The organism is Magnetococcales bacterium (genome assembly GCA_015231925.1).
Lineage (GTDB): Bacteria > Pseudomonadota > Magnetococcia > Magnetococcales > JADGAQ01 > JADGAQ01.
On sequence record JADGAQ010000030.1, the window covers coordinates 1 to 2,887 of the forward strand.

The window sequence follows — 2,887 nt, forward strand, 5'->3', positions numbered from 1 at the left end:
ACCCCTGCCGGGGACCATGATGGTCCCCAGACCCCTGCAATAATGCAAAAATGAAACAGAAACGGCATAACACACCTCGTTCCGACCGGCTTTGACGACCTTCAAGTGCTTCTCATGTCAAGGCCGGTGAGATGTAGCCGTTCGTCGTTCCTTTTGTTGCAAGCCAGCCCTTTAATTACCGTTGGAAACTGGGTATGTTGCGCGGATAGCCGATCCGGACAGGCAACAGCGCAGATCATTCGGTTTAGCATTGTTTGCCGGAAACACATTGTATGATTGAAGGTGGACCATGAAACCCCTCTTAACGCTCCTGCTTGCGCTGTTCCTGTTTATTCATGATGGCTTATTGCGGGCCGACGATTTTGAAGAGGGCGTGCGCGCCTTTGAACGGAATGATTACCACACGGCTTTCAAACGGCTTCTCCCCCTGGCCGAACAGGGCAATGCCGAAGCCCGGGCGGATATCGGCAGGATGTACCATATGGGCAAAGGGGTTGCCCGGAATGATCAGGAGGCCATCAAGTGGCTGCGGAAAGCTGCGGAACAAGGGGACGGCCGGGGCAAACACACGCTTGGCAGAATGTACGAGTCCGGCAGCGGCGTGGAAAAAGACCAGGCGATTGCCGAGCGCTATTACCGGGAAGCCGTGGCACTGTACCGCAAGGCCGCCGATCAGGGTGACGCCCGGGCGCAAAACAATCTGGGCTGGATGTACCAATACGGCCATGGCGTGCCGCAGGATGACACGGAGGCGGTGGCGTGGTACCGCAAGGCCGCCGAACAGGGTTATCCCGGCTCACAAGACCACCTGGGCTGGATGTACCAATACGGCAAAGGCGTGCCGCAGGATGACACGGAGGCGGTGGAATGGTATCGCAAGGCCGCCGAACAGGGTTATGCCAAAGCACAAAACAACCTGGGCTGGATGTACCGCAAAGGCAGAGGCGTGCCGCAGGATGACACGGAAGCCGTCAATTGGTACCGCAAGGCCGCCGAGCAGGGTTATGCCAGCGCACAAGACAATCTGGGGTGGATGTATCAAAAAGGCAAAGGTGTGCCGCAGGATCACATCGAAGCGGTCAATTGGTACCGCAAGGCGGCCGAGCAGGATTATGCCAACGCCCAAGACAATCTGGGCTGGATGTACCGCAAAGGCAGAGGCGTGCCGCAGGATGACACGGAAGCCGTCAATTGGTACCGCAAGGCCGCCGAGCAGAATCTTTCCGGAGCTCAATACGCCCTGGGCCTGATGTACCAATTGGGAAAAGGCGTACCGCAGAATGACGGGGAAGCGGTCGATTGGTTCCGCAAAGCTGCCGAGCAGGGTGAACCCGGCGCTCAATTCGCTCTGGGCTGGATGTACCAATCCGGCAAAGGGGTGCCGCAGGATGACATGGAGGCGGTCAACTGGTACCGCAAGGCCGCCGAGCAGGGGGAGGTCGGGGCACAAGACTATCTGGGCAGGATGTATCACAACGGCAACGGCGTGCCGAAGGATGACACGGAGGCGGTTTCGTGGTTCCGCAAGGCCGCCGAGCAGGGGAAGGCCAGCGCACAGAGCAATCTGGGCTGGATGTACCAATTCGGCAACGGGGTGCCGCAGGATGACAAGGAGGCGGTCAACTGGTACCGCAAGGCCGCTGAACAGGGATATGCCAGCGCCCAATTCTACCTGGGCAAGATGTACCAGGACGGCAGCGGCGTGCCGCAGGATGACAAGGAGGCGGCCAACTGGTATCGAAAGGCCGCCGAGCAGGGAGAGACCAGGGCACAAAACAACCTGGGAGTCATGTACAACCACGGCCAAGGCGTGCCGAAGGATGTCAAGGAGGCGGTCAACTGGTATCGCAAGGCTGCGGAGCTCGGGAAAGCCAGTGCCCAACACAATCTTGGACTGATGTACGAAAGCGGTCACGGTGTGCCGAAGGATGACAAGGAGGCAGTCTACTGGTACCGCAAGGCTGCCGAGCAGGGGCAGGCCAGCGCACAAGGCCACTTGGCCTTGATGTACGAATTTGGCCAAGGTGTGCCGAAGGATGCGACGGAGGCGGTCAACTGGTACCGCAAGAGCGCCGAGCAGGGGGAGGCCTGGTCACAATTCAACCTGGGCAAGATGTACCAATACGGCGAAGGCGTGCCGAAGGATGACACCGAGGCGGTCAACTTGTTCCGCAAGGCTGCGGAGCAGGGTGCGGCCAAAGCACAAGTCAACCTGGGCTGGATGTATGAATACGGCAAGGGGGTGCCGCAGGATGACAACGAGGCCCTCACCTGGTACCTCAAGGCCGCCGAGCAGGGGGAGGCCACGGCGCAATACCATCTGGGCCGGATGTATCAATCCGGCAAGGTGGTGCCGCAGGATGACAACGAAGCCCTCGCCTGGTACCGCAAGGCTGCGGAGCAGGGTGAATCCAAGGCGCAATACCATCTGGGCCTGATGTACCATTACGGCAAGGGAGTGGCACAGGATGACAACGAAGCCCTCACTTGGTTCCGTAAGGCCGCCGAGCAGGGGGAGGCCAAAGCACAAAACAATCTGGGTGTGATGTACCAATTCGGCAAAGGGGTGCCGAAGGATGATACCGAGGCGGTCGCCTGGTTCCGGAAGGCCGCCGAGCTAGAGGAGTCCAGTGCCCAGAATAACCTGGGCGTGATGTTGCAAAACGGGCACGGCGTACCGCAGGACTATAAAGAGGCGGCCACTTGGTACCGCAAGGCCGCCGAGCAAGGGGAGGCCAAGTCACAAAACAACCTGGGCTGGATGCACCAAAACGGCCAAGGCGTGCCGCAGGACGACAAAGAGGCGGCAACCTGGTACCGCAAGGCCGCCGAGCAAGGGTATGCCGAGGCACAGAACAACCTGGGCCGGATGTACCGCAGTGGCAAC

Annotated in this window: 1 pseudogene (cut by a window edge); it reads left to right on the forward strand. The window is 59.7% G+C overall.

Annotated elements, in window-relative coordinates:
* Positions 1 to 289 precede the first annotated feature (289 nt).
* Positions 290 to 2,887, forward strand: a pseudogene (locus tag HQL56_05460) (SEL1-like repeat protein); it runs 2,892 nt beyond the window's last position.